The sequence below is a fragment of the Corynebacterium pseudodiphtheriticum genome (assembly GCF_023509295.1).
In the GTDB taxonomy this organism is placed as follows: Bacteria; Actinomycetota; Actinomycetes; order Mycobacteriales; family Mycobacteriaceae; genus Corynebacterium; species Corynebacterium pseudodiphtheriticum.
The window spans coordinates 1286282-1312703 of the sequence record NZ_CP091864.1; the positions used below are offsets into that span (position 1 = coordinate 1286282).

22 protein-coding genes are annotated in these 26422 nt (G+C 51.6%); 4 read left to right on the top strand and 18 right to left on the bottom strand.

What is annotated here, in order from left to right; all coding sequences use genetic code 11:
* Positions 1–4: 4 nt before the first annotated feature.
* The 5 genes from ruvX to aspS form a co-directional block, all read right to left on the bottom strand.
* On the bottom strand, positions 5–535 hold the full coding sequence (gene ruvX / locus L9H78_RS05740) for a Holliday junction resolvase RuvX (protein WP_249620747.1): 531 nt from the start codon (positions 533–535) through the stop codon (positions 5–7).
* Positions 536–669: 134 nt separating this feature from the next.
* Positions 670–3342 (bottom strand): alanine--tRNA ligase, encoded by a 2673-nt coding sequence (gene alaS, locus L9H78_RS05745; protein ID WP_249619522.1) that lies wholly within the window; start codon positions 3340–3342, stop codon positions 670–672.
* 66 nt (positions 3343–3408) lie between these two features.
* Complete coding sequence (locus L9H78_RS05750) at positions 3409–4851, bottom strand: replication-associated recombination protein A (protein ID WP_249617223.1); 1443 nt, start codon at positions 4849–4851, stop codon at positions 3409–3411.
* Positions 4851–6062 carry a phosphotransferase gene (locus L9H78_RS05755; protein WP_249619523.1) on the bottom strand — a complete coding sequence of 404 codons (1212 nt, stop codon included), beginning with the start codon at positions 6060–6062 and terminating at the stop codon, positions 4851–4853. The genes L9H78_RS05750 and L9H78_RS05755 overlap by 1 nt, the downstream gene beginning before the upstream one ends.
* 126 nt (positions 6063–6188) lie before the next feature.
* Positions 6189–7994: an aspartate--tRNA ligase gene (gene aspS / locus L9H78_RS05760; protein ID WP_249619524.1), complete on the bottom strand. Its 1806-nt coding sequence runs from the start codon at positions 7992–7994 to the stop codon at positions 6189–6191.
* Positions 7995–8385: 391 nt separating this feature from the next.
* On the opposite strand from aspS, the gene L9H78_RS05765 reads away from it, so the two are divergent.
* Positions 8386–9795, top strand: a complete 1410-nt coding sequence (locus L9H78_RS05765) for an L-serine ammonia-lyase (RefSeq protein ID WP_249619525.1) — start codon at positions 8386–8388, stop codon at positions 9793–9795.
* Here L9H78_RS05765 and hisS read toward each other — a convergent pair.
* From hisS to tpx, 3 genes are read right to left on the bottom strand one after another with little or no spacing between them, the layout of a single operon-like run.
* Positions 9792–11066, bottom strand: a complete 1275-nt coding sequence (gene hisS / locus L9H78_RS05770) for a histidine--tRNA ligase (RefSeq protein ID WP_249619526.1) — start codon at positions 11064–11066, stop codon at positions 9792–9794. The two genes, L9H78_RS05765 and hisS, sit on opposite strands and share 4 nt — an antisense overlap.
* An 11-nt stretch (positions 11067–11077) precedes the next feature.
* Positions 11078–11731 (bottom strand): MBL fold metallo-hydrolase, encoded by a 654-nt coding sequence (locus L9H78_RS05775; RefSeq protein ID WP_249619527.1) that lies wholly within the window; start codon positions 11729–11731, stop codon positions 11078–11080.
* A 51-nt stretch (positions 11732–11782) separates the two neighbouring features.
* Positions 11783–12283 carry a thiol peroxidase gene (gene tpx / locus L9H78_RS05780; RefSeq protein ID WP_249617229.1) on the bottom strand — a complete coding sequence of 167 codons (501 nt, stop codon included), beginning with the start codon at positions 12281–12283 and terminating at the stop codon, positions 11783–11785.
* A 222-nt stretch (positions 12284–12505) separates the two neighbouring features.
* Between tpx and L9H78_RS05785 the strand changes: the two genes are divergently transcribed.
* Together L9H78_RS05785 and L9H78_RS05790 are read left to right on the top strand one after the other, a co-directional pair.
* Positions 12506–13378, top strand: coding sequence for a peptidylprolyl isomerase (locus L9H78_RS05785; RefSeq protein ID WP_249619528.1), 873 nt, complete (start codon positions 12506–12508; stop codon positions 13376–13378).
* A 101-nt stretch (positions 13379–13479) separates the two neighbouring features.
* Entirely contained in the window at positions 13480–13821 is a 342-nt protein-coding gene (locus L9H78_RS05790; RefSeq protein ID WP_249617231.1) for a hypothetical protein, read from the top strand.
* Positions 13822–14026: 205 nt separating this feature from the next.
* On the opposite strand, the gene L9H78_RS05795 is transcribed toward L9H78_RS05790, so the two are convergent.
* The 10 genes from L9H78_RS05795 to L9H78_RS05840 all read right to left on the bottom strand — a co-directional run bounded on the left by L9H78_RS05795 (position 14027) and on the right by L9H78_RS05840 (position 25426).
* Positions 14027–16318: a RelA/SpoT family protein gene (locus tag L9H78_RS05795; protein ID WP_249617232.1), complete on the bottom strand. Its 2292-nt coding sequence runs from the start codon at positions 16316–16318 to the stop codon at positions 14027–14029.
* Positions 16319–16336: 18 nt separating this feature from the next.
* Complete coding sequence (locus L9H78_RS05800) at positions 16337–16903, bottom strand: adenine phosphoribosyltransferase (RefSeq protein ID WP_249617233.1); 567 nt, start codon at positions 16901–16903, stop codon at positions 16337–16339.
* A 141-nt stretch (positions 16904–17044) separates the two neighbouring features.
* Complete coding sequence (locus L9H78_RS05805; RefSeq protein ID WP_249619529.1) at positions 17045–18817, bottom strand: ABC transporter substrate-binding protein; 1773 nt, start codon at positions 18815–18817, stop codon at positions 17045–17047.
* Between the two features lie 49 nt (positions 18818–18866).
* Positions 18867–20018, bottom strand: coding sequence for a protein translocase subunit SecF (gene secF, locus L9H78_RS05810; protein WP_430622675.1), 1152 nt, complete (start codon positions 20016–20018; stop codon positions 18867–18869).
* Complete coding sequence (secD, locus tag L9H78_RS05815) at positions 20011–21798, bottom strand: protein translocase subunit SecD (protein WP_249619530.1); 1788 nt, start codon at positions 21796–21798, stop codon at positions 20011–20013. Before secD ends, secF begins: the two co-directional genes overlap by 8 nt.
* Before the next feature lie 78 nt (positions 21799–21876).
* Complete coding sequence (gene yajC / locus L9H78_RS05820; RefSeq protein ID WP_249619531.1) at positions 21877–22203, bottom strand: preprotein translocase subunit YajC; 327 nt, start codon at positions 22201–22203, stop codon at positions 21877–21879.
* Between the two features lie 138 nt (positions 22204–22341).
* On the bottom strand, positions 22342–23463 hold the full coding sequence (gene ruvB / locus L9H78_RS05825; protein WP_249619532.1) for a Holliday junction branch migration DNA helicase RuvB: 1122 nt from the start codon (positions 23461–23463) through the stop codon (positions 22342–22344).
* Between the two features lie 22 nt (positions 23464–23485).
* Positions 23486–24118 carry a Holliday junction branch migration protein RuvA gene (ruvA, locus tag L9H78_RS05830; protein ID WP_249619533.1) on the bottom strand — a complete coding sequence of 211 codons (633 nt, stop codon included), beginning with the start codon at positions 24116–24118 and terminating at the stop codon, positions 23486–23488.
* Positions 24119–24125: 7 nt separating this feature from the next.
* On the bottom strand, positions 24126–24665 hold the full coding sequence (gene ruvC / locus L9H78_RS05835; RefSeq protein WP_249619534.1) for a crossover junction endodeoxyribonuclease RuvC: 540 nt from the start codon (positions 24663–24665) through the stop codon (positions 24126–24128).
* A 5-nt stretch (positions 24666–24670) separates the two neighbouring features.
* Positions 24671–25426 carry a YebC/PmpR family DNA-binding transcriptional regulator gene (locus L9H78_RS05840; protein WP_249617241.1) on the bottom strand — a complete coding sequence of 252 codons (756 nt, stop codon included), beginning with the start codon at positions 25424–25426 and terminating at the stop codon, positions 24671–24673.
* A 465-nt stretch (positions 25427–25891) separates the two neighbouring features.
* Between L9H78_RS05840 and L9H78_RS05845 the strand changes: the two genes are divergently transcribed.
* Positions 25892–26368, top strand: coding sequence for a DUF3817 domain-containing protein (locus L9H78_RS05845; RefSeq protein ID WP_249619535.1), 477 nt, complete (start codon positions 25892–25894; stop codon positions 26366–26368).
* Positions 26369–26422: the final 54 nt, after the last annotated feature.

The window sequence follows — 26422 nt, forward strand, 5'->3', positions numbered from 1 at the left end:
CTTCTTAGTTCGGCGAGTCATTTTCACGCTGGCGGGCGAGTGCAAGGGAATCCAACCACGATTGCAAAATTTCCACAGCTGCGGCTTGATCAATCACCGCTCGCCCGGCTTTTTCAGATACACCCGATGCACGCAATGCTTGGGATGCTGACACGGTAGTTAATCGTTCATCAGCGAACACTACGGGGGTCTCGACACCAGCACTACGCAGACGACGTCGGATGCGAAAGGCAATTTCTTTCGCGTGTTTCACGCTTTTTGAGCCATGACCTTGTAGATCCCTAGGCAGTCCGACGATAATCTCCACAGCCTCGTACTGTTCGATCAGACTGAGTAAACGGTCGATATCGCTTTGGTCGCGATCCTTAAACCCAGTTTTGCGCTGCACAGTTTCCACGGGAAATGCCATTGTCGCTTCGCGGTTCGAAGCAGCAACACCAATACGAACGGTACCGACATCGAGACCGATTCGGCGCCCAGCGATTGAAGCATAGTCGCCAGGAGAATCAACGCTTGGCGCGTCTGGCTCGGGCATACTCACGTATACTTTCTACCTTTCTGGTGCCGACAGGTCCATTGTATTGGGCTTCGTAGGTATTCTATAACTAAACGGTAACAAAATGACGATCGGCGCGGCTATTACGGCCTATCCCCTCTCGAAATACCACGTTAGATCTGAGAAATTTCCTCCCGCACAGCCGCAAAACCTTGGTTTATTCCAGCTGCGAGGTTCCCTGAGCCTTGCGCTAAGTCCGGTTTTCCTCCACCTTTTCCGCCAACATAGCCTCCAAACAGAGATACCAATTTGCCAGCTGCAATTCCCTTGTCGACTGCAGCCGAGCTTACGGCAGCTACGAACGGCACTTTACCGTCATTATCTGCAGCCAGAACGACCACGGCTGGGCGATCTTTAATGCGATTACGGATATCCACGGCGATCGAACGCAACTGCCCCCCATTAACATCAGATGGCAATTGTGCACAAACAACAGCAATTCCGTTCACATCTACTGCATCACTTGCGTATTCCGTGGCCTGTGCTGCCATTTGTTGTTGTCGAAGAGCCGCTACCTGTTTTTCGGCATCTTTCAACTTTCGGGTTAGTGCTTCGATTCGTTCCGGGACTTCATTCGGTTTAGCTTTCAACGATTGCGCAACGCCATGGGCCAACGCGGCTTCTTTCGAGAAATATCGGAAAGCATCCAATCCAGAGTAGGCCTCAATTCGGCGTGCGCCGGATCCTACGGATGATTCGCCAAGAACGGAAACCGGACCTATCTGCGAAGAATGGCTAACGTGTGTACCGCCACATAGCTCTGTCGAAAACGGGCCAGCAATCTCAACTACCCGAACTCGTTCGCCATAGTTCTCGCCAAATAGCGCGAGTGCTCCCATTTCTTTAGCCTGATCAAGCGTAGTTTCCATGGTGTTGACCTGGTAATCTGCGTCGACGACTTGGTTGGTGATCGTCGCGATCTGATCCATCTGCTCAGCGCTCAGCTGTTCAGTGTAGTTGAAGTCGAATCGCAAATACCCCGGCCGATTCATCGACCCCGCCTGCACAGCAGTTGGGCCAAGAACGTCTCGCAAAGCACCGTGGATAAGATGAGTCGCGGTGTGTGCCTGGCGTGCGCCATGACGCCATTGCTGGTCGTATTCTGCCGTCGCTGCCTGACCAATTTCAATAGAACCGCCTAGCAGTTGTCCACGGTGCACCCACAGTTTCTTGGCAATCTTTTGCACATCGGTAACTTCGACGGTGGCGTCCCCTGCAGTAATCGTACCGCGATCTGCCAGCTGGCCTCCGGATTCCGCGTACATCGGGGTTACATCCAGAATAACTTCCACATTCTCACCGCTGTGGGCGGTTGTGACTGATTGACCGTCGCGAACCAAACCGATGATCGTGGAATTCGTCGCTTGCTCTGAATAGCCCGCAAATTCAGTGGGTTGGTTATCCACCCATTCGCGGTAGACGGATTCGTCAGCGTGGGTATTTTTCTTCGCCTTATTATCGGCTTTCGCCCGCGCTTTTTGCTCGGCCATGGCGGTGTGAAAACCGTCCATGTCCACGTCTAAGCCAGCTTCTGCCGCCATTTCCATCGTCAAGTCAATGGGAAAGCCGTAAGTATCGTGCAGCAAAAAGGCGTCTGAGCCAGTGAGTACCTTTTCGCCACGTTGATTAAGCTGTTGTGCGGTCTCATCAAAGCGGCTTGTTCCCGATTCCAACGTTTTCAAAAAAGCTCGTTCTTCTGCTGAAGATACAGCCAGAATTCGTTCGCGGCTTTCTTGAATTTCTGGGTAGGACGGTTCCATCGTATCCATCACGGTCGACATAAAAGTCTTGATGGTTTCAGCACGGGCACCAAGCAGACGAGCAGAACGAATAATCCGGCGTAGAAGGCGTCGCAAAATATAGCCACGGCCTTCATTCGATGGTGTTACGCCGTCGAGAATTAGCATCATCGCGGTGCGCGAGTGATCAGCAATAACGCGGAACCGTACGTCATCGCCTTGTTTAGCACCATAGTCGGCACCAGTGAGCTTCTCCGCTGCAGAAATCACCGGGCGTAACAGATCAGTTTCGTACACATTATCTACGCCCTGAAGAAGGCAAGCCAGTCGTTCGATGCCTAAGCCAGTATCGATGTTTTTCGCTGGCAACTCTCCCAGAATTTCGAAATCGCCCTTACCGGAGCCAGTCGATTCACCACGTTCATATTGCATGAATACGAGGTTCCAAATCTCCATATAGCGGTGTTCGTCGGCTGCGGGGCCGCCTTCAATACCGTACTCTGGTCCGCGGTCATAATAGATTTCGGAGCATGGTCCGCACGGACCTGGCACGCCCATGTGCCAATAATTGTCTTCAACACCCATTCGCTGGATGCGTTCAGCTGGAATTCCGACAACATTTTGCCAGATTTCGGCGGCCTCATCATCGGTCTCATAGACAGTCACCCAAAGGCGATCCGGGGCAAGCCCTAAACCACCATCAGCCAACGAGTTGGTCAGCAGAGACCAGGCATTGGTAATGGCGCCTTCTTTGAAATACTGACCAAACGAGAAGTTACCAGCCATTTGGAAGAAAGTATTATGCCTCGTCGTAATACCTACTTCATCAATATCAAGAGTACGGACGCACTTCTGAATCGAGGTCGCGGTCCCATTCGGGTACGGAGGGTTCTGTTGCCCCAAGAAAAACGGCTTGAATGGAACCATACCCGCGTTCACGAATAGCAAATTTGGATCGTCTAAAACCAATGAAGCGCTCGGCACAACCTCATGTCCACGACGCGCGAAATGCTGAATAAATCGGTCTCTAATCTCATGAGTTTTCACTGCGAAGTCCTTTTCTCTTTGTCAAAACCTTTTTCAGAAGCGAGTCTACTAACTCGCTTCTCTTTCTTATTTCTTACCTCGTACCAACCTACGCAGTCTGCCCAGGTATTCCGAAATACGGCTCTCATTACCGTGGTCAGTAGGCTGGTAATAAACTGCATCGTCTAGCCCATCCGGGATATATTGTTGCTTGACAACACCGCGCGGATCATCATGCGGATACACATAGTCTTGCGCGTTCCCGAGGCGTTTTGCCCCTTGATAGTGTCCATCACGCAAATGAGCTGGCACCATTCCAGTTTTCCCCGCGCGAACATCACCCAGCGCTGCAGTAATCGCTTGATATACACTCGCTGACTTCGGTGCAGTTGCAAGGTGAATAACTGCCTGGGCAAGAGTTAATTTTCCTTCAGGCATCCCGATAAGTTGCACTGCTTGGGCCGCTGCAACTGCAACCTGCAGCGACTGCGGATCAGCCATACCGATATCCTCGCTTGCCAAAATCACTAACCTGCGTGCGATGAACCGGGGATCCTCCCCTGCCTCAATCATTCGTGCAAGGTAATGCAGCCCGGCGTCGACATCGGAACCACGGATTGATTTGATCAAGGCACTGGAAACGTCATAATGCTGATCACCATCACGGTCATACCGGACCAAAGCCTTGTCGACGCTTTGTGCCACCATGTCTGCGGTAATTTCGGGAGTATCCTGTTCATCGTTCCGATAAACCGCAGTTTGAGCCGCATCTCCATCTGCAGCTGATTCTTCGGCCAAAGCAGATTCTGCAGCGGCTTCTAGGTAAGTCAAAGCGCGACGAGCGTCCCCTCCTGCCAAGCGCACGATGTCCTTGACCGCCGCATCTGAAATCTCCACGCGGCGCGCAAGTCCACGATTATCAGAAACTGCACGACGGACGAGTTCAGCAACAGCAGCATTATCCAGTGGTTGCAGAGTCAATAACAAAGAACGAGATAACAGAGGAGACACAACCGAGAACGAGGGATTCTCCGTTGTCGCAGCTACCAAAAGCACGGTTTGGTTTTCTACCGCAGCTAAAAGAGCATCCTGCTGTGTTTTCGAGAATCGGTGAACCTCGTCTAGAAATAGCACGGTCTTCTTGCCAAGCTGCGCATCACGGCGTGCCACGGTAATGACTTCGCGGACTTGCTTAACCCCCGAATCTAATGCGGACAAACCCACAAAATTATGATTCATTTGCGCAGCTATAAGTGAAGCTATTGTAGTTTTTCCCGTTCCAGGTGGACCATAGAGTATGACTGAACTACGGCCGAAACCTTCCACTAACCTGCGCAACGGTTTGCCTTCATCTAGGAGGTGCCCCTGCCCCAAAACCTCGTCCAATGCCCTCGGACGCATGCGAGCTGCCAACGGTGCATCGTCCCCAGTTTGGAAGAGTTGTGTTCCGCGAAGGTTTTGCAAATCCTCGCTTGGATCGTTTATATCGGATCCAAGACGGGCAGAACCAAACAATGAATCCTGACTCATTACTTCCAACCAGGCTTTTCGACGCGCTGAGCAATACTGCGAGCGAACTCTGCAATCTGAATACTAGAAGCTGCACCTCCATACGTGCCATACCTCGACATAGCTTCGAAAGTTTCAAAAATATCGCGGCGCGCAAGTATTTCGTCTTCAGTGAAACTGTCGGCTGCACCAACCCGTAATAGTCTCGCCGCATGTTCGAGATCTCCAGTAATATCGTCGCCTTTTTCTAACATCCCGACGACCCCGCTCAAGTTCCCGGCAGCCATCGTCGCAAGTGTCGACAAGCCCCAACCAACAAGCGCAGCTAAGACTCTGCCGTGGAGATACTCTGGCTCAGCGAGTTTAGGAAAAACACTTTTGATCTCGCGTTTCCAAGCTGAAATAAAGGTCTCAACTTCATCGTCAGTAATAGGGTGGGTGAAAACGAACTGCGGGAAGCCCGCAATGACGCAAGCGATGTCAAAAGACACGTCCCGAAATCCAGCCCACTCATAATCCAAAAAATGAGTTCTGTCTGAGACAATAATATTGTCCGGTGACAAATCAAATGGCGTAAATGCTCGGGCCGATCCCCCCAGTACCCGCTTGCGCGCAATCTGCGCGGCGTCGCGAAAAGCTTGTGGTAAAACGAATCCAGAGTGCTCTAAGATCTGCTCACCTAATAGAATCGACTTTTCTAAGGCCGCATCCCGAACGCCTTGGTTTTCGCTAAATTGCGGGTGGTGTTTAAGCATGCGCGAAGTCAGAATATCGAATTCCTTTTCGCGCTCTGCAGTACCGGCATGCATGCGCCCAAGCGAACTACCAAGGTTACGTAAAATATGACCCCGTGTGTCCTGCTTAGCGGTTTCTAACAGCTCAGCAAAGGTATCGCCGTCCCCGGAATCTGTCATCACCACCAACCGCTCATCCATATCATAAGCCAAGAGGACCGGGCCAGGACGGACATTCTCCGGAAGAGCCGTTGTGAATTGGTAGGCCACCACTTCGCGCATCAAAGCAGCGTCATAAAGTACCTCGCCGGTCATTGGAACAAATTTCAATACCACCGTGCGGTGCTGCAAAAATGGTTGGCTGGCAACCTGTGCACGCAACACCGTGGATTCTCCAGATCCTGCAAGCACTTCAACATTTTCAAGGCGTTGGGAACCGCCAAATCGGTGCGATAGCAAATCTTGGGCGATACGTACTAATTGTTCCTTGCTAGGCACTCTACTTACTCCATAATGTGGTAATACCGCGCTGCTCATAGTTTTTTGCAGGCTCTCCGCAACTGGAGAGTGAAATAGCTATCAGCCGCGCGGTGGGAAGAAACCGAAAACAGGCACCGAAAAAGATTAAGCCTTCGGATTTTCTGCCTGCGGTTTTCCAGCCTTCGGCTTATAATCCACTCCGGTTTCCTTACGTTGTGCAGCAGAAATTGGTGCTGGTGCATCAGTCAATGGGTCTACACCGCCACCGGACTTCGGGAACGCGATGACATCACGAATGGAATCGAATCCGCCGAGCAACGAAACAATACGGTCCCATCCAAAGGCGATTCCGCCGTGTGGAGGTGCACCGTAGCTCATAGCTTCCAATAGGAAGCCAAACTTCGATTGGGCATCTTCCTCGCTGATGCCCATAACTTTGAATACCCGTTCCTGCAGATCTTTGTTGTGGATACGGATCGAACCGCCACCGATCTCGTTGCCATTGCAGACCAGATCATAAGCGTAGGCAGTAGCCTCACCTGGATTCTCATCAAAAGAGTCGATCCATTCTGGCTTTGGGGAGGTGAAAGCATGATGCACCGCGGTCCATTTCGAGTCGCCCAACGCGACATCGCCGTCAGCTACAGCGGCTTCCGCTGGTTCAAACAAGGGGGCATCAACGACCCAAACGAACGACCAGTCGCCGTCTTTAATAAGGCCTAGTTTCTGTGCAATCTCATTGCGAGCAGCGCCCAGCAGTGCACGAGAGGACCTGGTATCGCCAGCAGCAAAGAAGATGCAGTCTCCAGGATTCGCGCCAACGTGTGCTGCGATTCCCTCACGTTCTGTCTCGGTAATGTTCTTAGCGACAGGCCCGGATAGCGTGCCGTCTTCACCAACCAAGATATAAGCAAGCCCCTTAGCGCCTCGCTGTTTGGCCCATTCCTGCCAAGCATCTAGCTGTCGCCGTGGCTGGTTGGCCCCTCCGCACATTACTACTGCGCCAACATATTCGTTCTGAAAGACGCGGAAAGTTGTGTCCTTAAAAAAGTCGGCACATTCGGTGATCTCGATATCGAAGCGTAGATCTGGCTTATCTGAGCCGTATTTACGCATGGCATCAGCGTAGGTGATGCGTGGAATTGGGCGCGCAATCTCATGTCCGATTAGGCTCCAAAGCTCAGCAGCAATCTCTTCACCCAGGGAAATAACGTCTTCCTGGTCTACGAATGACATTTCGACATCAAGCTGAGTGAATTCTGGCTGCCGGTCCGCACGGAAATCTTCGTCTCGATAGCAACGCGCGATCTGGTAGTACCGTTCCATGCCTGCAACCATCAACAACTGTTTGAAAAGCTGTGGGGACTGCGGTAGTGCATACCAGGACCCTGGTTTCAAACGTGCTGGCACAACGAAATCCCGTGCGCCTTCAGGCGTGGAACGAGTCAAAGTTGGGGTTTCAATCTCCAAAAAATCATGCTTGTCCAACACGCGGCGTGCGGCCTGGTTAGCACGTGAACGCAGTTTCAACGCTTCTGCTTGCTTCTGACGGCGGAGGTCCAGATAGCGGTGACGCAAGCGTGCTTCCTCGCCTACGTCGTTAGACGAAGCATCTTCGACCTGGAATGGCAACGCTTCAGAGGCTGACAAGACCTTGAGCTCAGTGACGTTAACTTCAATCTCACCGGATGCCAGGTTTGGGTTTTCCGATCCAGCTGGACGTGGCTCTACTTCCCCGGTGATCGCGATGCAGTATTCCGAACGCAGCGCATGGGCTTGTTCAGCGACCTGTGAATCACGAAATACAGCTTGCACGTATCCAGAATGATCTCGCAGGTCGATAAAGATGACGCCGCCGTGGTCACGGCGACGAGCAACCCATCCGGCAAGGGTTACTGAGTTTCCTGCAAGGTCTTTGCCAAGCTGTCCTGCTGAATGTGTGCGCAGCACGATTATCGAAAATCCTTCCATAGGGTCGAATGGTTCTCACGCATTGCTTGTCTCACCGCAGCGCAAACGCGTAAGCGGTAACATTAGCGCAACAAGAGGCGCTGAACCATATTTAGACTGTCCCAATCCTACATTGTTTGATTATTACTCTTCACATGCCGGGGTTAATCTGTCGACGACCGAATTTTTCCATGGAGACAGCCTTGTATGCATATTCACGATTTATATTTCAGTCACACAAAATTATGGGAATCTGCCACCTAGATAGTTCGGCTCAAAGGCACGTAGACTAGACACCTCAAGCTTCGAAAATTGTTAAACAATTTTTCTTACTCGGTTAGTCCAGCGAAAAGCAAGAGTGCACACCCATAAAAGAATTGAGGACATCTCTATGACCATAAGTGTGACTGATATTTTCTCCATCGGCATCGGACCATCCTCGTCTCATACGGTTGGCCCCATGCGTGCAGCAAAATCATTCATCAATTCTTTAACGGCCATTCCTCACCGAGTCCAAGCCGAACTCCGTGGTTCCTTAGCCGCTACTGGACGTGGACATGCCACTGACCGTGCAGTTATTCTTGGCCTCGTCGGCTGGGATCCGCTTGATGTACCACTCGACGCCGAACCCCGAGCAGACCAACCCATTCCAACTAAAGGGTCAGCCACCGGCCCTGATAGGGAAATCCACTACGAACTTCGGTTCATTAATGAGCCCCTTCCACAACACCCCAACGCCGTGGTTTTTAGCGCCTGGGACGCCGAAGGAGAATGTCTTGCCAACGGCATCGAATACTTTTCTGTCGGCGGAGGGTTTATCCTCACGCGAGAAGAGCTAGATAAAGAACTCGAAACAGAAAACGAAGTGCCTGCCGGTATGGCTGCAGCTGATGGGCAGTCAGAAGTACCATACCCATTTAGGACGGGCGCGGAACTGCTGCGCATGTGCGAAGAATCGGGCCGGGAAATTTGGGAACTTGTCGAAGCAAATGAAAAGGCTTTACATGAAGGCAATGGTGGGCTGGATTTCGTCAATAACCACTTGACCACTGTGTGGGATGTTATGCGTTCATGCGTAACCGAAGGCATCGCTACCCAAGGACATTTACCTGGCGGATTGCATGTACCGCGCCGTGCACACCGAGTCTATGAGCAGCTTCTCGACGCTGTCGATGACACGTCGCACGGGTTTTCCGCTATGGAATGGGTCAATCTCTACGCGTTAGCAGTAAACGAACAAAATGCTGCCGGCGGTCGTGTGATAACTGCCCCCACCAACGGTGCCTGCGGAATCATTCCTGCGGTTTTGCACTACGCCCGCGATTTCCAAGCAAACTTCACCAGGGAATCCGCCCGACGCTACCTGCTAACTGCTGGCGCTATCGGCATGATCATCAAGCAAAATGCTTCAATCTCGGGTGCAGAAGTTGGTTGTCAAGGCGAAGTGGGCTCTGCTTCAGCCATGGCTGCTGCAGGAATGGCACAACTACTGGGTTGCACGCCGGCACAAATTGAAAATGCCGCGGAAATAGCGCTCGAACACAACCTCGGGTTAACGTGCGACCCAGTCGGTGGATTAGTGCAGATTCCGTGCATTGAACGCAACGCGATTGGCGGAGTGAAAGCAATCAACGCTGCGCGTCTAGCCAAGATCGGCGAAGGTACCCACCATGTCACACTGGACAACGCGATCAATACAATGGCTGAAACTGGCCGCGATATGCTCTCTAAATACAAAGAAACATCCATTGGCGGCCTAGCAAAAACCTTAGGCTTTACAGTCAGTCAGGTCGAGTGCTAACGCAGTTTCTCGAGTAGCCACTTCCCTAGTTGTTCGGCTGGGACTTCGGTTTGTTCGTGCGCAGCAAGGTCTTTAACCGCCACCACGCCCTCGGCCAACTCTGCCTCGCCAAGCACCAAGGCATAGGCCGCACCGGAACGGTTGGCAGCTTTCATGGACCCTTTCATTCCCTTGCCCCCGAAGGCCATATCCGCAGAAATACCCTCTTGCCTTAAAGAGTTAAGTAACAGTGGCATGCGAGCACCTGCGGCTTCGCCCAACGGAACACCAAAAACCTCAACCCTCTGTTCAGTTCCTTCCAGCGTGATACCTTCGGCCTCCAATGCCAGGATCGCGCGGTCAACTCCCAGACCAAAGCCTATACCTGACAGTTCCTGTCCGCCGAGTTGAGCCATCAGCCCGTCGTAACGGCCGCCACCACCAATGCCCGATTGTGCACCCAAACCATCGTGGACGAATTCGAAGCAAGTCTTCGTGTAATAATCCAAACCACGAACCATACGAGGGTTAATCGTGTATTCGATTCCCATCTCATCCAGATAGTTCGTTACCGCATCGAAGTGAGCACGGCACTCGTCGTTAAGGTGATCCAGCATTAGGGGCGCGTCGGCAAGCTGATTTTGCACCGCTTCACGCTTATCATCCAGTACCCGTAAAGGATTGATTTCAGCGCGCTTACGAGTCTCCTCATCTAAATCTAGCTGAAACAAGAAATCCTGCAGCTTCTGGCGGTATTGCGGACGACAATTGTGGTCACCCAAACTAGTGATTTCCAAACGGTAACCACGGAGACCAAGCGCTTTATATGCCCGATCTGCAATCGCTATTACTTCAGCGTCCAGTGCAGGATCATCTGCTCCAATCGCCTCAACGCCAACTTGTTGGAGCTGCCGATAGCGACCTGCTTGTGGCCGTTCATAGCGGAAGAACGGCCCATTGTATACCAATTTCACTGGCAGCGGACCACGATCGAGACCATGCTGGATGACAGCACGCACCACCCCCGCAGTACCTTCCGGACGTAAAGTCACAGAACGATCACCACGGTCTGCGAAAGTATACATCTCTTTCGATACCACGTCGGTTGATTCACCTACGCCTCGGGCGAAAAGCTGTGTATCTTCAAAAATCGGGAGCTCAATATGCTCGAATCCTGCTAAACGAGCATGATGCACTAACGTGTCACGTACTTTCACAAACGTCGCTGACTGGGGCGGGACATAATCTGGCACACCCTTCGGGGCTGCTGCTTTGAATTTCGAAGTACTCACAGGCAACCAGTTTAGCCCCTATACTCCGCTAAGAATGGATTGGTAGCCTTCTCGTATTTCATAACGGTTGTAGGACCGTGACCAGGCAGGACGGCTAGCTCATCAGGCAAAACTGCGACAACCTCACGCAAAGAAGACATCATTGCCTGCTGATCTGAAAAAGGCAGATCAGTCCGACCGATGGCTCCCCGAAACAGTACGTCACCAGAGAAAATAACATCTTCGTCTTGCAACATCACACAGCCAGGTGAATGTCCTGGCGCGTGGACCACACGAAAATGGTGCCCCAGTAATTCGAGCGATATAGGTTCGTTGCGCGAACCTGGGGTTCCGATAATACGCAAGTCTTTAATCGGGACCATGTTAGCTACGTCGAATAGCGCCTGCATCTGGGACGGCAGATCGGTCATATCATTCAACCAGAATTCATCAGCAGCATGAATATAAACCGGAATATCGAATTTCGCGGCTAAATCACCGGCGGATCGCGTGTGGTCAAAATGCCCATGGGTCAGAAAAACCGCCTCGAGCTGCAACGATTCAGTTGCTTGCACGACGCGGTCTACAGCATGCATTCCGGGATCAACCACGAACGCGCGCCCATTATCTGAAACAATATAACAGTTGGTTTTATACGGCCCTGCAGCAAATCCAGAAATCTCCATGGGCAGATTTTAACGGATTATTGCCGGGCCACCGCACTGTCGTATACAGAGCTATTTCTGTAACGCTTCCAAAGCGGCGTCGTAATTAGGCTCAGAGGTAATTTCCTCTACAAGCTCCACGTGGGTGATGGTGTGCTCCGCATCAGCGACGATCACGGTGCGAGCGAGCAGTCCCTTCAGCGGGGACCCCTCGAGTGTGACGCCATAATCCTTGCCAAAGCTGGAGCGGAAGACCGAGCCCGTTTTAACGTTATCGATGCCTTCTGCATCGGTAAACCGACCGTGTGCCATTGGCAAGTCCGCGGAAATGCCCAAAACGGCAGCGTCGTCGAGACTGGCAGCTTCTTCATTGAAACGACGCACAGAAGCTGCACAAACACCCGTATCCAAGGACGGGAAAATATTGAGCACTAGCTTCTTGCCAGAGAAATCCGCCAAAGAAAATTCCTGCAAGTCGGAGCCAACAACAGTAAAGTCAGGCAGCTTGTCACCGACCTTTGGCAGCTCTCCGACGGTAGCCGTTTCTTCATCGTGAAATTTAGTAGTAGCCATGCCCACGATAGTAATCATGGCTAGGCACTCGTGCCACCCTTTCGGCTACCACTATGTTCATTTCTGACTTATCGCCAGCACGGCACAGGTGGTCTGCCAGGATACCCTCAGTAGTGTTGAAGATATTACAAAGCCTTATGCTCCCCACCAGTCAGCCATATTCGTTAGACTCTTCGCAGATGCCTAGGCTCGGCACAGTAACCGCTAGTAGAAAGTCCAACAGTGGATAAGAAACAACAAAACAACCAACAACGAGGCGTAGAATCGCTTGACGAACTCGACAAAGCGCTGAAGTCTCGCGAACGTAAAGAAAAATCCCGCCCTTTGGGAATAGCAGCAATCGCAGCACTCGCAATCGTCGTTTTAGTGGGAGGCATTTGGTTATTGGCAACCCGGGACGGTGACGACGCGGATCTTACTGCAGAAGAAGAAAGCACAACCCCGGAAGCCCCAGATGTAGAGCCCCTCGCATTGGAGCGCTCCGAAGAACTTCCCGAAACCGTGACTTGCACCTATGAGAAGCGCGATGCCGAAAATGGGGCTTCCGACGCAGGCACTCCGAAGACGGATGAAGTTTCTGCACGGGGTCACGTAAATGTCACGTTGGAAACCTCGCAGGGCGAAATCGGAATGGAGCTCGACCGCGAAGTGGCGCCATGCACGGTGAATGCAATCGAACATTTGACAAGCGCAGGGTACTACGATGACACCGTCTGCCACCGCCTGACTACTTCTGGAATCCACGTCTTGCAATGCGGCGATCCAACGGGCCAGGGTTCCGGCGGTCCAGGATTCCAGTTCGCCAACGAATACCCAACTGATGAATTTGGAGATGAAGCCGCGTCAACTCAAGTTGTATACCCCCGTGGATCCATTGCCATGGCTAACGCCGGCGCCGGCACCAATGGTTCACAGTTCTTCCTGAACTATAAAGATTCCCCGCTACAAGCCAATTACACCTACTTCGGGCAAATCAACGACGAGGGACTGAAGACATTGGACGCAATTGCGCAAGCCGGTACCGAGGACGGCTCCGGTGACGGTGCACCATCGGAAGAAGTTCGAATCAAGAAAGCTGTTGTACAGGATTCCTAAAGAATCGCAAATCTTCTAGTGAAAACACTTGCAAGCAGAGAGGAACCTGCGTTATGCTGAGCAAAGTCCAGACACATCTAGTTCTAAGGAATTCAGGCAATATGAAGTTTTCCCCTCGCAAGGCAATTTTGGCCGGCGCAACTGCCCTCGCACTGTCCACTACTGCCCTGACTGCCGCTCCAGCTATCGCTGTTGAGGGACAGCCTGCTCAGAACAAAACTGCCACATTTAGCTCTAACATCTCTGAGACCTTCGCCGGTTCTTCAAATGAGGAAAACACCAAAGAATCCGGAACTGGCGCCAAGGAGACCGGCAACGGCTCTTCAACCAGCGAAGGTGGATTCAACTTTGATAGCTTCAACAAAATCTTGAAGGCCATCTCCGGTGTCGTCGGCGTTGCCAGCACCATCTTCGCTTTCTTGAAGAGCTTGAAGGTAATCTAACCAGAGGCTAACGAGGCATAAGCCCGTTAACAATTCTCGACTTAACACGATATTCCGGGCATTCCCGGATAAAATAAGTCGTAGATCATGGTTGACCATAGCAAGAGGACTCGATGAGCAATCTAACTGCTCATCGAGTCCTCTTCGTCTTCCGATGCTGAATCAATTACGGCAGACGAAAGAAACTCATCGGCCTAATTAATTACTAGGCTGTCACCCGGTAAACGTCGAATACGCCCTCAGTGTTTCGCAGAGTATTCATCAAGGCACCCAACTGTTTGCTGCCCGAAACGGTAAAGGTAAACCGGACCGTCGCCACATGGTCTTCCGAACTTTGCGAATTCATCGAAAGCACTGACAACGAAGATTTCTGAAAAATCCCGGTCAGGTCATACAAAAGGCCCTGCCGATCTAGCGCCTCCAACTGCAAGGTGGCACTAAAGGCACCTTCAGTATCAACGTTATTAGCCCAACTGACTTCAAGCACACGTTCTGGCTCATCGCGCAATTTAGTCGCGTTCGTACAATCAGCACGGTGCACCGATACGCCCCCGCCGCGCGTGATAAAACCAAAAATTTCGTCGCCGGGAACAGGCTGACAACACTTAGCAATTTTTGCCAGCACATCGGGGTTCCCCTCGACCAAAATCCCGCTGCGGTTCTGATCTTGAAGGGCTGCCTGCTGCTTAGATTGCAACAGTTCGCTCAATGGCGTGCGATCTGCCAGTGCATCCACGGCATCTTCTTGGTCGCCGAACATTGCCATAAGTTGGTTCGCAACGTGCTGTGCCGACACATGACCAGCGCCAATTGCAGTATAAAGGGCATCGATGTCCGGGTAATGCAGCTGAGTAGCTACCTGCTTCATGGAGCTAGTCGTAAAAAGACGGTGCATTGGAAGCCCGCCACGTTGGATCTCTGCCGCCAACGCATCCCTACCGGCCTCTAGATGCACCTCACGCATCTCTTTCGCAAACCACTGCCGGATATTCGCACGCGCCCTCGGCGAAACTACAAAGTTCTGCCAGTCACGAGATGGCCCGGCATTGGGATCTTTTGAGGTAAAAATTTCCACGCGGTCGCCCGATTTTAACGCAGATTCCAAAGCCACCAGTTTTCCGTTAACTTTGGCACCGATACAACGATGACCGACCTCAGTATGTACCGTATATGCAAAATCAACTGGAGTTGACCCAGCAGGGAGAGTTATAACGTCGCCCTTTGGCGTAAAGGCAAAAATCTGGCTGGAGGTAAGATCGTAACGTAAAGAATCCAAAAATTCGTTTGGATCAGCCGCTTCTTTCTGCCAGTCCAAGAGTTGACGCATCCACGCCATTTGATCTACTTCGGCATCTTTGCCGCTGTTTTTTCCTTTGAGTTCTTTGTAACGCCAGTGTGCAGCCACCCCATACTCGGCGTTATGATGCATTTCATGCGTCCGTATTTGGACTTCTAATGGCTTACCTGCACCAGAAATTACCGTAGTGTGCAAAGACTGATAAACCCCGAACCTCGGCTGGGCAATATAATCTTTAAATCTGCCTGGCAAAGCAGAATACAAACCATGAACCACGCCAATCGCCGCGTAGCAACTATTAACGTCGTTGACCAAAATACGAATACCAACCAGATCAAAGATCTCGGCAAATTCGCGACCTCGAACGATCATTTTTTGGTAGACCGACCAGTAATGCTTCGGGCGGCCACGTACTTCGGCTTCGATACCATTGGCCTTCAGCGTCGAAGAAACTTCGTTAGTAATTTCTTTCAATACACGATCGCGCTGGGGAGCTCGATCTGCAATCATTCGGACGATTTCGTCATATTTCTTCGGGTAAAGAATGGCAAAAGCCAGATCCTCTAGTTCCCATTTTACCGAGGCCATACCCAGTCGATGCGCCAGTGGGGCGATGATTTCCAGGGTTTCACGCGCTTTCTTTGCCTGTTTCTCAGGGGGCAAAAAGCGCATGGTGCGCATATTATGCAGGCGGTCAGAGACTTTAATTACCAACACACGCGGATCTTTAGACATTGCGACAATCATCTTCCTGATCGTCTCCGCTTCTGCACCACTTCCGAAAGCTAGTTTATCCAGTTTGGTGACGCCATCGACCAGCCGCGTAACCTCAGTTCCAAAATCACGTGTCAGGTCCTCCAACGAATAATCGGTGTCCTCAACCGTATCGTGCAGCAATGCAGCCACCACGGTTGTGGTATCCATGCCAATCTCCGCGGCGATGGTCGCCACAGCTAGCGGATGCGTGATATAAGGATCACCTGAGTTACGGGTTACCCCCTCATGCAATCGTTCAGCCGTCTCGTAGGCTCGATTGATAACATCCGCGTCAGCTTTTGGATGAAATTCGCGGTGAATCGACATCAATGGTTCCAGTACAGGTTTGATCTTCACCTTGCCTGAAGTCAATGATCTCGCGAGGCGCGCGGACATGCTGCGCACACTTGGTGACGGCCGTTTCGCTGCTTTGTTATCAGTCATAGATGGCCTTTCCGGAAATTAGCGTCCTCTGTTGGGATAGATAACTACTAGGTTATCGTCGCCAAGCTGTTCCCGCCCACCCAAACCGGGTATTTCTAAAATCACAACGTTAGCCACTACATTCGCCCCGCACGTAGCAAGCAGTTTGGCTGCAGCGCCGAGGGTACCCCCTGTCGCTAAGATATCGTCGACAAGTGCAACGTTTTTGTCAGAAAGCTCAATTCCGTTCGCAGGCACTTCCAAAGCAGCCTCGCCATATTCCAGGCTGTACTCTTGGCTGTGCACTGGTGGAGGAAGCTTCCCTTGCTTCCGTATCGCAAGAATTCCTAGTCCCAATTTATATGCAACTGCAGAACCCAACAAGAAACCACGTGCATCCAGACCACCAATGATTTCCGCACCTGCAGCTTGGCACTGTTCTGCAACCGCGTCGACTAATTGTGCAAAAGATTCGGGATCCGCGAGCACGGGAGTCAAGTCTTCAAACACGATTCCGGGCTGCGGAAAATCATGGACCCGACGAATCTTTTTCTCCAGAACGTTCTGGGCTCCGACGAGAGTGTTGGTTCTAGTAAATTCAGTCACAGTCTGTATTCCAATGTTGGCGGTTTAGTAGTCCTCGTTACCAAGCCTGTGTTCAGGGCTAAGCAACAACACGATTGACGTTAGCGAAGAATGGAACCGGAAGGTGGTTATTCCCAATCCCGCTATTGCTTTGCGAGCAATCTAACGCGATATCCACCAGCGATCCATATTCCAGCCTATCGCCGATTCACCAGTATAAGGCACGGCATTTACGACATCTCGGTTGATAACAAATACTCGAGGTTGCGCCGCCAGTGGAATCGTATGCATCTGCTCCCACATTCTTTTCTCCGCATCACGTAGAGCATTAACATCGTCGGTATGTACCGTCGCTCCCACATCGAGATTTGGCGGATAAATCGCACCTAGGTAGGCATCAATCTTCTGTCCGGAGATGTTTTCTGCTGTATCTGCAGTATCTTCGGCGTTTCCGGCACTTGAAGCCCCCTCATCGATCACCGAGTTTCCTAGTGCTTCCACACCTTCGGGGTTGTCCCCCTGGGCGGAAGTCGCGCCGGTAAAAGGTCCGTCGCTACGATGCAAATCCTCTGCGGTCGTCTCGGGAACTGATACGTCCACAACCTCGATACCGGCTGGCCTACATAATTCGGCTATTTTTTCCACCATTTTGGCGAGCCGTTGATCTTGTCCACGATAGCCTATGCGAATTGTCGCGCCATCTAATTCTCGAGCCATCTCCATATTTACCGCACGATGCGGATCAGAAATATCCCGCAAATGTTGGCGGGCAGGATCCTCATGTTCAACGCTCTGCCATAAAACAGCACCGACATCCACTCCAGATACCGCAGAAGATGCGGCTGCAACCGCTTCCTGGTCAATACACGCAGCAAATGCACGACGCTTCGGTGCTTCGGCAAAGATGCCATTGTCCGAAAGCAACAACGCGTCGGTGAGCTCGCCTACTTCCGGGAAGACTTCGAACTTATTGCCTGCAGCATTACGGTCCAACCAATCCGGTTCAACCTCGCTGACATCGACGATATCCAAGGAATCGCGTTCGAATAATGCGGCCGTATCAGCTCTTGCGGGCCAGACCGCAAGACTTCCTAGCTGAGCATTATCCCCGTAATAAGTCTCATTCCGAGTCAAGATTGCTGCGCCGTCATCAGTGACGTGATCAATAAGAAACGGCCCAAAGGAAACTTGCAATAACGGGTCGAAATTCGCAAGGTCAAAACCTTCTGACCAAATTTTGGCAGGCTCCAATAATGCTTGCGCATCACGATTCTGCAACGCATTATGTAACGCAACCAAAGGCATCCCCGCTCGCGACGCAATCGCGTGCGCGGGCAGCACCGTGCCCGGAGCGAATAGTTCACGCCACCGCAGTCCGGTCCCTTCAGCTAACTTGACGACGAAGCGTGAAGAATTCGGCTGGCATTCAAACTCCTCGATGTGCTGCATCAATGGTAGTTGCGAGTCGAATAATTCGGTCATCACGCCAGCAGTGTAAGTGAGCAAGAAATCGGAGCACGTCACAGGCGCACCATCCGAGAATTGAGCGTTCTCAGCAATGGTGTAAATGACCTGTGGCTTTAGCCCCGGCAAAAATCGTGTGCTAATCAGATCACTATTTTGAATAAACTGCCCATGTGGTCCCGGAACATGGACTCCTGGGTATAGGCGAGCAGACAACTGTTGCGCAGCTGTTGAACTACCGGTGATCGAACCTGCGTTCGTGGTCGTCAACGGTGATGACGATTGGTAATTAAGCTCCTGTGTTCCTTCATCAACAGTTGTGATCCACCCTGGCCGGTCCACGGCCTCCGGTGCTGGCTCATCTGCACACGCCGTTAACGTTGCGCCCAGCGCCAACGAAACCACTAATGCCCCGAAGCGACTTACTCCACGGCGGGGACATAGCCTTTCCGAATTTCGGGAATACGTCATAGGGTGGTCGTTCCTCATCATTATCAAGTCTCGCGTTTACTTACGAAACCTACTCCGGGCGCCAGGTGCTACCACCGCGATTACGAAGGCGACCATCGTCATCTGGTTTTGGGGCAGCGACCGGGGCTACCTCAGGCGGAGCAAAGGTACGATGCTCAATGTTATCCCCGTCGGTATCAGCGTCCAGACTGTGATCCTGATGTTTTTCTGCAGCACGATAGTCGGCAACTTCTTGGTTGTGTTTCTTAATTTTCTTGCTCCGATTCACCAGCGATACCAACAACGGTGTTGCTAAGAAAATCGACGAGAAAATTCCCTCAATCACGCCAATAAGCTGTACCAAGGCCAAATCGCGCAGCGTTCCAATTCCCATCAACCATACGGCGACCACGAATAGCGCGATAATCGGCAATGCAGAGATCACCGAGGTGGAAATCGAACGCATCACTGTCTGATTAATCGCTCTATTAGCTTCTTCGCTGTACGTCGCTCGCCGAGAAGCAGTAACACCCTCAGTATTTTCATTCACCTTGTCGAAAACGATGACCGTGTCATAGATGGAGAATGTCAACACGGTGAGCAAGCCAATGATGACTGCAGGTGATACTTCGAAACCGAACAACGAATAAATACCGGCAATCACAATGCCGTCCACGACCAATGCCCCCATAGCAGCAACGGCCATATACTTTTGCAGGCGGAACGCGACATAAATCGTGGCAAACACTAGGAAAACCACCATCGATAGCAACATGCGATGGGTGATCGTATCGCCCCAAGATTCAGAAACCGTAGAATCACCGATCGCATCCGGAGACGGAGCGCCAGTGTGGTCAAGCGGCTCGTGTTTTTCGTAGATCGCCAGGCGTGCTTCGTCGATTTGGGCTTGTGAGAGGTGTTCAGAAGTAATCTCGAGAGTTTCGGAATCACCGGATCCAACGATTTGTGTAACCTCTGGTTCGATTCCTGTTGCCTCAACAAAAGTTTCCTCAACCTCTTCCGCAACAAGATCACCGGCCGGCATGGTCATCCTAGTGCCGCCCTGGAAATCAATCGACATTGAAAAACCGCGGAACAGCATCGACCCCAAACTAATGAGGATCAAAGCGACGGTAATAATGTAGAAAATCTTGGTACGCCCGATGAAATCGACGCCGCCGTCACCAGTAGTCAAGCGGTTAACAAGAGATTGTTTAGCCATGGGTTTTCTCCTCGCCCGCATCTTCAGATTCCGTACGCCGCTCTTCGACGAGGTCATAGACCTTTCCTAGTCCATTAACTTGCGGTTTAGCCCAGAACGGCTTCCGTGCCGCCATGATCATCAATGGTGCCGTCACCAAGAAGGACACGACGATATCAAATACAGTTGTGATGCCCAGCGTAAATGCAAAGCCTTTGACGTCGCCTACTGCGAGGAAATAAACCACGACGGAACCAATGAGCGTTACAACGTTTCCTGTGACAATTGTGCGCTTTGCACGATCCCATGCTCGTGGAGCTGCAGATCGGAACGTTCTCCCTTGCAGTAGTTCATCTTTAATGCGCTCATAAAGCACCACGAAAGAATCGGCTGCTGTTGCGATACCGATAATCAGACCCGCGATTCCCGAAAGATCTAGCGAGTAACCAATCCAGCGCCCCAAAAGTACAATTGCGGCATACGTAATCAAGCCAGCTGCTGCGAGGGACACCAGAGAAATTAGCGCAAGCAGTCGGTAATAATAGAAAACAAAGACTGCGATTAGAGCAAGACCAACTAGTCCGGCAATCAATCCTGCCTTCAGTGCAGCTTGTCCCAGCGACGGTGGCACTGTTTCCGCAGTACCACCTGGCGTACCGTCTTCACCAACGAAGGAAAGTGGCAGCGCACCATAACGCAAGTTGTTGGCTAGTTCTTGAGCTTCCTCCTGGCTGAACTGGCCAGTAATTGACGTGGTAGAGCCATAGGGAGTTACGCCCTGGATCACTGGCGCCGAGATCACGTTCGAGTCCAAAGTGATCGCGATCTGTTGTTGTAGGTATTCTTGCGTCAAATCAGCCCAGGTTTGTGCGCCTGATGGCCCGGAGCCTGTCTTGAACGCAAAAGAAATTTCCATCTGACCGCTGTGCTGATTGAAACCACCATTGATTGGACTATTAGTGTCAATCTCGTTGCCCGTTAGCCGAGGTCCGTCTGAGTCAGTTATGCCATTTAGCAAAGGAGCAGGTTGCAACAAGTATGGATGGCCTTGATCATAGTCACAGGTAACTAATGGACGTGCGGGATCATCAGCACCAGACAACGGGTCAACATCTGCATCACAAGTCATCAGTGCGCTAGCGGCTGCTTGCGTCGTAGGATCTTCTGATTGCCGATCCTCAATCAGCATCTCGGTAGTCTTTTCCCTACGTTCCGCTTGTTCTAAGGAGTTCGCAGGCTCCGGTTTGGGTTTCGTAGTAATTTTAGGTTTTTCCGCTAGGTTCACACCCGCAGTTGCTCCACTTTGGCCTTCTTGTTCTTCGAAAGCCGCATAGATACGGTCGATGGTTTCTTCTGCATGCGTCTTGTCTATTAAATCGTATTCCACCCACCGGTTTGCCATATCTCCAAGAATTTCAGCTAATTGTGCTGGGTTTGGAGTTGGCTGTTGGGCAACCGGACGGAACAACAACTGAGAAGTCTGACCAACAGCCCGGGCCTGCGCCGTGTCTTCGCCCGGCACAGTAATAACGAGCGTGTTCCCGTCAGCGACCACCTGGGCACCAGAGACTCCCATGCCGTTGACGCGTTGTTCCAAAATCGCGCGCGCTTGGTCTAGCTGATCCTGAGTTGGTTCATCACCTTGTGGCACCAGCGTCACGCGGGTGCCACCCTGTAAGTCAATGCCTAAGCGAGGCGTCGCTTGGCGATCCCCAGTAAATAAAATGAGGGAAAATAGCGCCACAGTGACGAGGATAAACCAGGCTAAAGCCTTGGCAGGCCAGCTACGGGAATTTCCCACGCGTTTGGCCTTATTTGTTAATTCCGGCAAGGGTGTCTCTCCTGAAGAACGATTTGAACCGATGAGGTATTTCTTTAGTTAACGGTCGCGCTCATCATTTTCTGGGTGATGTGCACCATTATCTGTCGATGCGTTATCTGCTGGGCTTACCTGATCTGCTGGGCGAAGAATTGCGATCTTCTCCATAGTGACTTCAACGCCGTGAGCCAGTTCTCCAGTCACAGTGGTTTCACCGATGTCGGTCAGCACCAAGTGAATTCCTCCAGCCGAGATCACGCGGTCACCAGGATTTAAAGCTTGTTGAAAACTACGTAGCTCTTCTTGCTGTTTGCGCTGTTTGCGCATCATGAAAAAGGAAGGGAGTAGGAACAGGGCTAAAAGAGCAATGATCAGAATAATATCCATGCTCCATAGTGTGCCAGACACGGTTAAGGCAATGCTACTTAGCCATGATCGCTGATCATTGTCAGCCTCTACGGAGGTTAGCGAACACAAGAGCCTGCCGTTAGCGCACCAAATTTCTGAGCACGATGGTAAAACGACTTAGTCGTACTGGCCGAGTGCGGTTTCTGGTGGTTCCAATCCAAGATGACGCCACGCACGGGCGGTAGCTACCCTTCCACGGCCAGTTCGTGCTAGTAGCCCTGCACGAACTAAGTAGGGCTCACATACTTCTTCCACAGTTGCGGATTCTTCGCCGACAGCAACTGCCAGTGTGTTAACACCGACCGGGCCACCGCCGTGCCCTTTGACCAAGGCGTCTAAAACTGCTCTGTCGAGTCTGTCTAAGCCAAGTTCATCAACATCAAACACGTCTAAAGCTCCTCGTGCCGATGCTAAATCAATGCGACCTGAGCCATGCACATCAGCGTAGTCACGGACGCGGCGCAACAGACGGTTAGCAATACGTGGGGTTCCCCGCGAACGCGATCCGATTTCGGTTGCAGCGTCGTGGTCAATGTCGACCTGCAATATTGTTGCGGTGCGTTCGATCACCTCTGTGAGATCTTCCGTGTCATAAAACTCCATTTGGGCATTAAAGCCGAATCGATCTCGCAATGGGCCGGTAAGCATTCCGGCGCGAGTTGTGGCGCCGACAAGCGTGAAAGGAGGAATTTCTAGTGGAATAGACGTCGCACCCGGTCCCTTGCCGACGATGACATCAATGCGGAAGTCTTCCATGGCCATGTACAACATCTCTTCTGCTGAGCGTGCCATGCGATGTATCTCATCGATGAACAACACATCGCCCTCGATAAGATTCGATAACATCGCTGCCAAGTCACCCGCTCGTTCTAACGCAGGACCAGAGGTCATGCGTAAGCTGGATCCTAGCTCGCCAGCGATGATCATTGCCATGGTAGTTTTTCCCAAACCCGGCGGTCCAGAAAGTAAGACATGGTCAGGAGTAACGTTCCGTCCACGTGCACCATCGAGCACAAGCGAGAGCTGTTCACAGACCTTCGGTTGGCCAATAAATTCGTGCAAGCTCTTTGGGCGTAGTGAACGCTCAATGTCTTGCTCACCGCTATGCCGATGTGGGTCCACTGCAGCATCTTTTGACCGGGTGCCCTTTGCAGAAGCCGCAGCACCACCGCCATGAATCCCGCTATGTGAAGCTAAACCTTGGGGCAATTCAAATTCTGTGCGTTCTATATCTGACATTATTCACCAGCTCATTTCCGGATTATTTCTTCGGCCCCAGCTCGGCAAGTGCGCCTCGTAACGCAGCCGACGAATCCGCGTTTGGTTGTTGTCTCAGAACCCGATCCACAACACCGGCTGCTTGCTTTTCACTGAAGCCCAATCCAACCAGCGCTTCCACAACGTGGTCAGCTATCCCGGCCTGGGCATTCTCTGCAAAATCTGTAGGGGAATCGCTCTTAGCGCTCAATGTTCCTTCGACGTCTGCTGGTTGCCATTGCGCTACTTTATCTTTCAGCTCGACAATTAATCTCTCAGCTACCCGCTTGCCAATTCCCGGGATACGCTGCAGGGTTTTTGCTTCGCCGCTGGAAATTGCGATCGCAAGTTCTTCGGCGTTGAGCACAGCCAATGCTGTCATGGCCAGTTTCGGTCCAAAACCAGACACCGTTTGCAGTACGGTGAACATTTCTTGGTCACCGATATCGCTAAAGCCATACAACGTCATTGAATCTTCTCTGACCGCAAGCGTAGTCAAAATTGACGTCTGTTCACCCCGGTTAAGGCTGGCGAGAGTCTTCGGTGTAGCTATCACCCGGTAACCGACACCCGCGCACTCTACAACGGCGGCATTCAAGCCAATATCGATTACTGTTCCACGTAAAGAGGCGATCATAGTCAGGTTAGGAATCTTTCTCTAGTGATTTGTGTAACAGCTGGCGTCTCTGGGCTAAGGCTGGCGCACGCCAGCAGTGACAAATAGCCAAGGCGAGGGCGTCTGCCGCATCTGCAGGTTTTGGGGGTTCAGACAAGCCCAGAATTCGTTTAACCATGGCCGTCATTTGCTTTTTATCCGCCCGGCCATTTCCTGTGATAGCTTTTTTCACTTCGGAAGGCGTGTACATATCTACCGGCAGTCCACGTTCCGCAGCTGCCAATATCAAGACCCCCACGGCATGTGCTGTGTGCATGACTGTCGAGACGTTGCCGCGCTCAAATAAACGTTCAATGGCGACAACGTCCGGCTGATAATCATCGATCCATTCTCCTACGGCGTTCGAGATGCGGAGGAGACGATCAGTCAACGGGGCGTCGCTTGGGGTACGAATTACGCCCACGGACACCGGATAAATAGCTCGGCCTTTACCCGATTGCACAACGGATAGTCCACAGCGCGTTAGCCCTGGGTCAATCCCCATGACGCGTAGCCCTGCCAAATTCATCCGAATTAAGAGTTAAGCTCGTCCATGACTTCATCAGACACGGTCATATTTGTGTAGACGTCTTGCACATCATCTACGTCTTCGAGAGCATCAATCAATTTGAAAACCTTCTTAGCCCCTTCAGCATCCAGCGGCACATCGACTGATGCTCGAAAATCCTGATCTGAATCCTCAACTTCGATGCCCGCTTCTTCGAGTGCGCTACGCACGGCTGGTACGTCTGTTGGTTGACAGATAACCTCGAATTTCTCGCCTTGGTCCTTAACTTCCTCTGCGCCAGCTTCCAAAACAGCAAGCAAAAGCTCATCTTCGGTCAGGCTAGACTTTTTATCTACCAGAACATAGCCCGTCCGACTAAACATATAAGCCACAGATCCGGACTCGCCCAGGTTTCCGCCGTTCTTAGTCATTGCAGTACGCACCTCGGTGGCAGCGCGGTTTTTGTTGTCGGTCAGGCATTCAATCAACATTGCCACACCGTTTGGCGCGTAGCCTTCATACATCAAGGACTGCCAATCAGCGCCTCCAGCTTCTTCCCCGGATCCGCGTTTCCGTGCACGTTCGATATTGTCAGCAGGAACTGAGGCCTTCTTCGCTTTTTTGATCATGTCGTCAAGCGTTGGGTTAGCCGCAGGGTCACCGCCACCGTTGCGGGCGGCTACTTCAATATTCTTAACGAGTTTCGCGAATTCTTTCCCCCGTTTGGCATCATTGGCAGCCTTTTTGTGTTTGTTGTTTGCCCATTTTGAGTGGCCTGCCATGTCATTCCTTTCAACAGCTTCAACAGCTAGATGTCATAGTTTCTAAGCGTCTTTAACTCCGTTTAGTATACGTGCCACTGCAAGCTCATATATACCGGCCGTTTAGGTTTGCTAATTGGTTCTATCAAAGCAATGAGTCTGCCGATGGCCACGCACCATTCCTTCCTGCGCCACCATTGCGACAAGTCTGACATAAGTGCGTTCCAACCTTGACGAGCGCCAAGGCGCGTGGAACCAACGGCTTTCCGGAGTTTTCGAGTCACTTTCTAGTCGTTGACATAATGGAATCGCATCCACACGCAGAACACGACTTACCTCGCTCAGTTTCACTACCATAGCGCTCTATTCATTCACCATTAGCTTAGTGATGAAGATTACAAGACTACCGTGTAGTTTTCCTTTGCCTCTAAACAGAGCCCCGTGTGTCATATGCTCACAAATTGTTGAAGAACTAAAGTTGCGATCATGACTCCACAAAAACTCCACCGAACCGCGGCAATCTTGGAAACGATCACCTGGGCGCTATTGCTCTTGGGTATGGCCCTAAAATACTCCGGTACTACTGATTCTGTCGTTCCCATCACCGGTAGCATCCACGGCTTTGGATTCTTATGCTTCGTGGTAATGACGACACTGATCTGGGTCAACAATCGATGGACTCCCATCCTAGGCCTCACAGGTTTGGTGGTATCAGTCATACCGTTTGCCGCATGGCCGTTTGCTCGTTGGGCAGAAAAGCAAGGCCACCTCGAAGGTGGCTGGCGGTTCCGAAATACTGAGACAGAGACTCATCCAGAAGGGATTTTTGACTGGGCTTTATACCAAACCGTTCGATACCCAGCCCGCAGCATCCTTGTGGTGTTAGTAGTGGTAACGACCATATTCAGTCTTCTACTGCTTTTAGGCCCACCGGTATCGGTAGAAGACCTCATCAACGAATAACCGTACGAAAACCAATACAGTGCAATGCCCCAGAACGGAAAGAAAATTGCGACG

Excerpts from the sequence above, each read along its gene's own strand:
- ruvX (WP_249620747.1), bottom strand. The coding sequence starts at position 535 with ATGCCCGAGCCAGACGCGCCAAGCGTTGATTCTCCTGGCGACTATGCT.
- L9H78_RS05750 (WP_249617223.1), bottom strand. The coding sequence starts at position 4,851 with ATGAGTCAGGATTCATTGTTTGGTTCTGCCCGTCTTGGATCCGATATA.
- L9H78_RS05765 (WP_249619525.1), top strand. The coding sequence starts at position 8,386 with ATGACCATAAGTGTGACTGATATTTTCTCCATCGGCATCGGACCATCC.
- L9H78_RS05775 (WP_249619527.1), bottom strand. The coding sequence starts at position 11,731 with ATGGAGATTTCTGGATTTGCTGCAGGGCCGTATAAAACCAACTGTTAT.
- tpx (WP_249617229.1), bottom strand. The coding sequence starts at position 12,283 with ATGGCTACTACTAAATTTCACGATGAAGAAACGGCTACCGTCGGAGAG.
- L9H78_RS05790 (WP_249617231.1), top strand. The coding sequence starts at position 13,480 with ATGAAGTTTTCCCCTCGCAAGGCAATTTTGGCCGGCGCAACTGCCCTC.
- L9H78_RS05795 (WP_249617232.1), bottom strand. The coding sequence starts at position 16,318 with ATGACTGATAACAAAGCAGCGAAACGGCCGTCACCAAGTGTGCGCAGC.
- L9H78_RS05805 (WP_249619529.1), bottom strand. The coding sequence starts at position 18,817 with ATGACGTATTCCCGAAATTCGGAAAGGCTATGTCCCCGCCGTGGAGTA.
- secF (WP_430622675.1), bottom strand. The coding sequence starts at position 20,018 with ATGGCTAAACAATCTCTTGTTAACCGCTTGACTACTGGTGACGGCGGC.
- yajC (WP_249619531.1), bottom strand. The coding sequence starts at position 22,203 with ATGGATATTATTCTGATCATTGCTCTTTTAGCCCTGTTCCTACTCCCT.
- ruvB (WP_249619532.1), bottom strand. The coding sequence starts at position 23,463 with ATGTCAGATATAGAACGCACAGAATTTGAATTGCCCCAAGGTTTAGCT.
- ruvA (WP_249619533.1), bottom strand. The coding sequence starts at position 24,118 with ATGATCGCCTCTTTACGTGGAACAGTAATCGATATTGGCTTGAATGCC.
- ruvC (WP_249619534.1), bottom strand. The coding sequence starts at position 24,665 with ATGAATTTGGCAGGGCTACGCGTCATGGGGATTGACCCAGGGCTAACG.
- L9H78_RS05840 (WP_249617241.1), bottom strand. The coding sequence starts at position 25,426 with ATGGCAGGCCACTCAAAATGGGCAAACAACAAACACAAAAAGGCTGCC.
- L9H78_RS05845 (WP_249619535.1), top strand. The coding sequence starts at position 25,892 with ATGACTCCACAAAAACTCCACCGAACCGCGGCAATCTTGGAAACGATC.